The sequence below is a fragment of the Acidovorax sp. KPB24-03 genome (genome assembly GCF_057546605.1).
Genome location: NZ_BAAJYR010000241.1, coordinates 1 through 5,189 on the forward strand (window position 1 = coordinate 1; position 5,189 = coordinate 5,189).

Annotated in this window: 5 protein-coding genes and 1 pseudogene; 1 reads left to right on the top strand and 5 read right to left on the bottom strand. The window is 66.3% G+C overall.

What is annotated here, in order from left to right:
• The 5 genes from AC27KI_RS18180 to AC27KI_RS18200 form a co-directional block, all read right to left on the bottom strand.
• Positions 1 to 592 (bottom strand): cytochrome c oxidase assembly protein (locus AC27KI_RS18180; protein WP_487115118.1); only part of this gene is annotated, 592 nt, incomplete at its 3' end.
• Positions 593 to 637: 45 nt separating this feature from the next.
• The gene (locus tag AC27KI_RS18185) at positions 638 to 748 is read right to left on the bottom strand and encodes a cytochrome oxidase small assembly protein (RefSeq protein WP_272549038.1); all 111 of its coding nucleotides are present in this window, start codon (positions 746 to 748) and stop codon (positions 638 to 640) included.
• Positions 749 to 760: 12 nt separating this feature from the next.
• Positions 761 to 2,401 carry a cytochrome c oxidase subunit I gene (gene ctaD, locus AC27KI_RS18190; RefSeq protein ID WP_272549039.1) on the bottom strand — a complete coding sequence of 547 codons (1,641 nt, stop codon included), beginning with the start codon at positions 2,399 to 2,401 and terminating at the stop codon, positions 761 to 763.
• A gap of 33 nt (positions 2,402 to 2,434) precedes the next feature.
• The gene (gene coxB / locus AC27KI_RS18195) at positions 2,435 to 3,604 is read right to left on the bottom strand and encodes a cytochrome c oxidase subunit II (protein WP_272565032.1); all 1,170 of its coding nucleotides are present in this window, start codon (positions 3,602 to 3,604) and stop codon (positions 2,435 to 2,437) included.
• 489 nt (positions 3,605 to 4,093) lie between these two features.
• Positions 4,094 to 4,999, bottom strand: a complete 906-nt coding sequence (locus AC27KI_RS18200; protein WP_487115116.1) for a methyltransferase domain-containing protein — start codon at positions 4,997 to 4,999, stop codon at positions 4,094 to 4,096.
• 37 nt (positions 5,000 to 5,036) lie between these two features.
• Between AC27KI_RS18200 and AC27KI_RS18205 the strand changes: the two are divergent.
• Positions 5,037 to 5,189, top strand: a pseudogene (locus tag AC27KI_RS18205) (ComF family protein); the annotation flags it as partial.

Genomic DNA, 5,189 nt, shown 5'->3' on the forward strand with positions numbered 1-5,189 from the left:
GGCCCCCCTGCGGCACCACGCCGGCGGGCAGCGCGGCCGTGGGCTCGGTCGGCGCGGGCGGCGTCTTGCCGCCCACCTCGAAGAAGGTATAGGACAAGGTGATGGTGGTCACGTCCTTGGACAGGCGCGGGTCGATCACGAACGCCACGGGCCATTGCTTTTTTTCGCCCGGCTCCAGCACGTACTGGTTGAAGCAGAAGCACTCGAGCTTGTTGAAGTGCGCGGCCGCCTGCCGCGGTGCGTAGCTCGGGATGGCCTGCGCGGCCATGCGGCGGTTCTGCACGTTCTGGAACTCGTACATGACCGTGGCCAACTCGCCCGGGTGCACCTGCAGCGAGCGCTGCGCGGGCTTGAAGTCCCACGGGCCGCGCGCGTTCGCATCGAACTCCACGGTGATGGTACGGCTCTTGTCCACCTGCGTGTTCGCGGGCACCTTCACATCGCGGCCCGCCACCCCGTTGCCCGGCACCTGCCGCTCGGACAGCGACAGGATGTTGATGCCGGTCATCTCGCAGATGTGCTTGTAGATGGGAATGAGCACGTAGCCGAAGGCAAACATGCCGACCGAGATCACGGCCAGCTTGCCCACCATCTTGGCGTTTTCAGTGCGGAACATGCCCATGGCGCGTCCAGGCTTTCAGCGGGCCAGCCAGGCCATCTTGACCATGAAGCCGACGAAGAAGGCCACGGCCACCGAGGCCAGGATCAGCGCCATGCGCCGGTTGGACTTCTTTTGCTCGGGGGTCATGCCAGGCCCTCCTCAGCCGATCACACGGGTGGCCGAGGCGTCCAGCTTCGGAGGCGTCTCGTACGTGTGGAAAGGCGCCGGCGAAGGCACTTCCCATTCGAGGCCCTCGGCCCCTTCCCACGGGCGCTGCGGCGCCACTTCGCCCTTGCCGCGCATCGCGGGCACCACGATGAACAGGAAGAAGTACACCTGCATCAGGCCGAAGCCGAACGCGCCGATGGAGGCCAGCATGTTGAAGTCGGCGAACTGCATGGGGTAGTCGGCATAGCGGCGCGGCATGCCGGCCAGGCCCAGGAAGTGCATGGGGAAGAACGTCACGTTGAACGTGATGAGCGAGCCCCAGAAGTGGATGCGGCCCCGGGTTTCGCTGTACATCACGCCGGTCCACTTCGGCGCCCAGTAGTAGTACGCGGCGAACATGGAGAACAGCGAGCCGGCCACCAGCACGTAGTGGAAGTGGGCCACCACGTAGTAGGTGTCCTGCAGCTGGATGTCGATGGGGGCCATCGACAGGATCAGCCCGGTGAAGCCGCCCATGGTGAACACGAAGATGAAGCCCACGGCGAACAGCATCGGGGTCTCGAACGTCATGGAGCCGCGCCACATGGTGGCGATCCAGTTGAAGATCTTCACGGCCGTGGGCACCGAGATCAGCATGGTGGCGTACATGAAGAACAGCTGGCCGGTCACGGGCATGCCGGTCGTGAACATGTGGTGGGCCCACACGATGAACGACAGGATGGCGATGGACGAGGTGGCATACACCATGGAGGCATAGCCGAACAGCCGCTTGCGCGAGAACGCCGGCACGATCTGGCTGATGATGCCGAAGGCCGGCAGGATCATGATGTACACCTCGGGGTGGCCGAAGAACCAGAAGATGTGCTGGTACATCACCGGGTCGCCGCCGCCAGCGGGGTTGAAGAAGCTGGTGCCGAAGTGGCGGTCGGTCAGCGTCATGGTGATGGCGCCGGCCAGCACGGGCATCACGGCGATCAGCAGGTAGGCAGTGATGAGCCAGGTCCAGGCGAACATGGGCATCTTCATCAGCGTCATGCCGGGTGCGCGCATGTTCAGGATGGTCACGATGATGTTGATCGATCCCATGATGGACGAGGCCCCCAGGATGTGCATCGCGAAGATGCCGGCATCCATCGATGGGCCCATCTGCAGCGTGAGCGGCGCATACAGCGTCCAGCCCGCCGCCGGCGCGCCGCCAGGCATGAGGAACGAGGTCACCAGCATGATGGCCGCCGGGATCATCAGCCAGAAGCTGAAGTTGTTCATGCGCGCGAAGGCCATGTCGGATGCGCCGATCTGCAGCGGGATCATCCAGTTCGCGAAGCCCACGAACGCCGGCATGATGGCGCCGAACACCATGATCAGGCCATGCATGGTGGTGAGCTGGTTGAACAGCTCGGGGTTCACCAGCTGCAGGCCGGGCTTGAACAGCTCGGCGCGGATCAGCAGCGCCAGAATGCCGCCCACCATCAGCATGGTGAACGAGAACAGCAGGTACAGCGTACCGATGTCCTTGTGGTTGGTCGCGAACACCCAGCGCCGCCAGCCCGTCGGGCCGTGGTGGTGGTGATCGCCGTGGCTGTCGTGTGCGTGGCCGCCCGCGTGACCGTGGTTGTCGAGAACTGCGCTCATCTTGGATTCCTCAGTGCGTTGGGGCGTGGGTGGCTATTTGCCACGCTGGGCCAGGATCTCGGACGGCTGCACGATCTGCCCCGTCTTGTTGGACCAGGCGTTCTTGGTGTAGCTCACCACGGCCGCCAGATCGGTGTCGCTCAACTGCGCCCAGGAGGGCATCGCGCCGTTGGCGGCGCCCTTGAGCACGATGTGGATCTGCTGGGTGTGGTCGTCGCTCTTGACGATGGCGGAGCCGTCCAGCGGCTTGATGGGGCCCGCGCCCTTGCCGTTGGCCTGGTGGCAGGCCGCGCAGTTGGCGGCATAGACCTTCTCGCCGCGCGGCAGGATGTCCTGCAGCGTCCACACCTTGCTCGGGTCGTCCAGCTTGGCCGCGGCCTTCTTCTTCTCGCCCGCCACCCACTGGGTGTAGTCGGCAGCGGAGACCACCTTCACGTGGATGGGCATGTAGGCGTGTTCCTTGCCGCACAGCTCGGCGCACTGGCCGTAGTAGTCGCCCACCTTGTCAGCGCGGAACCAGGTGTCGCGCACAAAGCCGGGGATCGCATCCTGCTTGATGCCGAAGGCTGGCACCATGAACGAGTGGATCACGTCGTTGGCGGTGGTGATCACGCGCACCTTCTTGCCCACGGGCACCACCAGGGGGTTGTCCACCTTGAGCAGGTAGTCGGCCGGCGCGTTGCTCACGTTGCCGCTGTCGGACATGCGGCGGTGGCTGCTGTCGAGCGTGGAGATGTACGCCAGGCCCTGGCCTTCGCCGGTGATGTAGTCGTAGCCCCACTTCCACTGGTAGCCGGTGACCTTGATGGTCAGGTCGGCGTTGGTGGTGTCCTTTTGCGCCACGAGCACCTTGGTGGCGGGCAGCGCCATGAGGATCACGATGATGAAGGGCACGATGGTCCAGATGACCTCGACGGTCACGGACTCATGGAAATTGGCCGGCTTGACGCCGCGCGACTTGCGGTGCTTCCAGATCGAATAGAACATCACCGCGAACACGGCGATGAAGATCACCGTGCAGATGATGAGCATCATCCAGTGCAGGAACTGCTGCTCCTCGGCGATGCGGGTGACCGGAGGCGCCAGATTCAATTGGTTGACGGCCGGGCCACCGGGAAGATCCTGCACGGCGTGGGCTGCGGTGCCCACCCATGCACCCGCCATCAGCAGCAAAGAAGCCAGCTTGTTGGAAATGCTCTTCATAGTTCTCACTTCTAAGCCTCAATTAACCAATCCCTGGGCGCCCCCGCGTGGGGTCGGGGCGGCGCACAAAGCCATGCGAATTCCAACATCCAGACCGTGCCCGGGCCTTGGGGCGCAATGCCCGAGCCCTTCAGCGCGGCTGGGTTCCACATGAACCCGGTTTCATCGATGCGGAGCACCGGCGGTGCTTCGCTTTTTGTCTCCTGACCTTCAAGGCCCGCGCGGGTTGGCGCGTGCCCTGCACCGTGCAGCATGCCGTTCCCGTGGCCCGATTGCAAGGCCCGCGGCGACATCCGCCGCACAGCCCCGTACAAACCATGAGAAGGTTGGAAGGTTTCGCGCCGACCGCAGAGCCTGCCACCGACAGGCGGCCTCCCGGCGGGGCGGCAGGGATCGCACCGCGCAGCAGAAGTTCCGGAACAGCACCGCCAAGAATTGTAGCCTGCTGTTGCGACGGATCATGGGGGCCCTGCCCCCGGGAAAACACCCTCAGGCGCCCGGCTTTCTCGCCCCCTGCAGCATGGCGCGCATGTCCTGCAGCGACACGGCGCTGCTCTCGCTCACCCGCAACCGTGGCGCCGGCTTGAAGGCGTGGCCATAGACGATCTCGAAGGTCAGCGCCAGCTGGCCACCCTCGTTCGGGTCGGCCAGGCGGTCGGCCAGCGCCTGTTCCAGGCGCTCGCGCCAGCGCCGCCCGCGCAGCGCGGGAAAGCGCGCCGGGTGCAGGTTGCAGCCCAGTTCGCGCAGTTCCTGCAGCAGCCGGGCCGGGGTGGCGAAGGTCAGCCGGATGCGTTCCATGTCCATCACCGGTTCGGCGAACCCGGCCTGCACCAGCATGTCGCCCCAGTCGTGCATGTCCGTCATGGCATGGCCGGCGGGCGGCCAGCCCAGTTCGGCGTAGACGGCATGCAGTTCGCGCACGGTGTCGGGGCCCAGGCAGGAGAACATGAGATAGCCGTCCACGGCGAGTGCCCGGTGCCACTGGCCGATCAGCCGCTGCGGGTCGGCGGCCGTGTGCAGCGCCATGTTGGACCACACCATGTTGACGCTGCCGTCCGCCGGCAGGCCGAACTTCGGAGCACGCCCACCCCAGCGCGAAGGGCTCCACCATGCCGCGCCCAATGCCTGCTCGGCCACCGCCTGGCGGCGCGCCGCGGTTTCCGCCACCTGGCAGGCGGCCTGGGGGTAGCGCTGGCGCACCAGGGCATGGGCCTGCAGGCCACCGCGCACCGGGTCCCAATCGCACCAGGCGGCCGGGGCCTGGCGGATCCACTGGAGCCGGTCGTCCATGCGCCGGGCGACCTCCTCGTGCAGCCAGGGGGAGATGGCGGGGGCGGCGGCATGCCAGCGGGCCGCGGCGGGCGGGTCGATGGTGGGGGGAAGGTGCTCTGGCATCGTGGGGGACGGGGGTCGCGGCGAGTATATTGAGTCGATGCTCCACAGGCACCTTGCAGGGATATCGCATTGGCTGGGCGCGGCCCTGGGTGCCGTGCCCAGCCAATGCGCCGTCTGCCATGCCTGGCCCGCGCGGCGCGTCTGCGATGCCTGCGCCACCCGCTTCGCACAGCCCCAGCGGCGCTGCGCG

Excerpts from the sequence above, each read along its gene's own strand:
- AC27KI_RS18185 (WP_272549038.1), bottom strand. The coding sequence starts at position 748 with ATGACCCCCGAGCAAAAGAAGTCCAACCGGCGCATGGCGCTGATCCTG.
- ctaD (WP_272549039.1), bottom strand. The coding sequence starts at position 2,401 with ATGAGCGCAGTTCTCGACAACCACGGTCACGCGGGCGGCCACGCACAC.
- coxB (WP_272565032.1), bottom strand. The coding sequence starts at position 3,604 with ATGAAGAGCATTTCCAACAAGCTGGCTTCTTTGCTGCTGATGGCGGGT.
- AC27KI_RS18200 (WP_487115116.1), bottom strand. The coding sequence starts at position 4,999 with ATGCCAGAGCACCTTCCCCCCACCATCGACCCGCCCGCCGCGGCCCGC.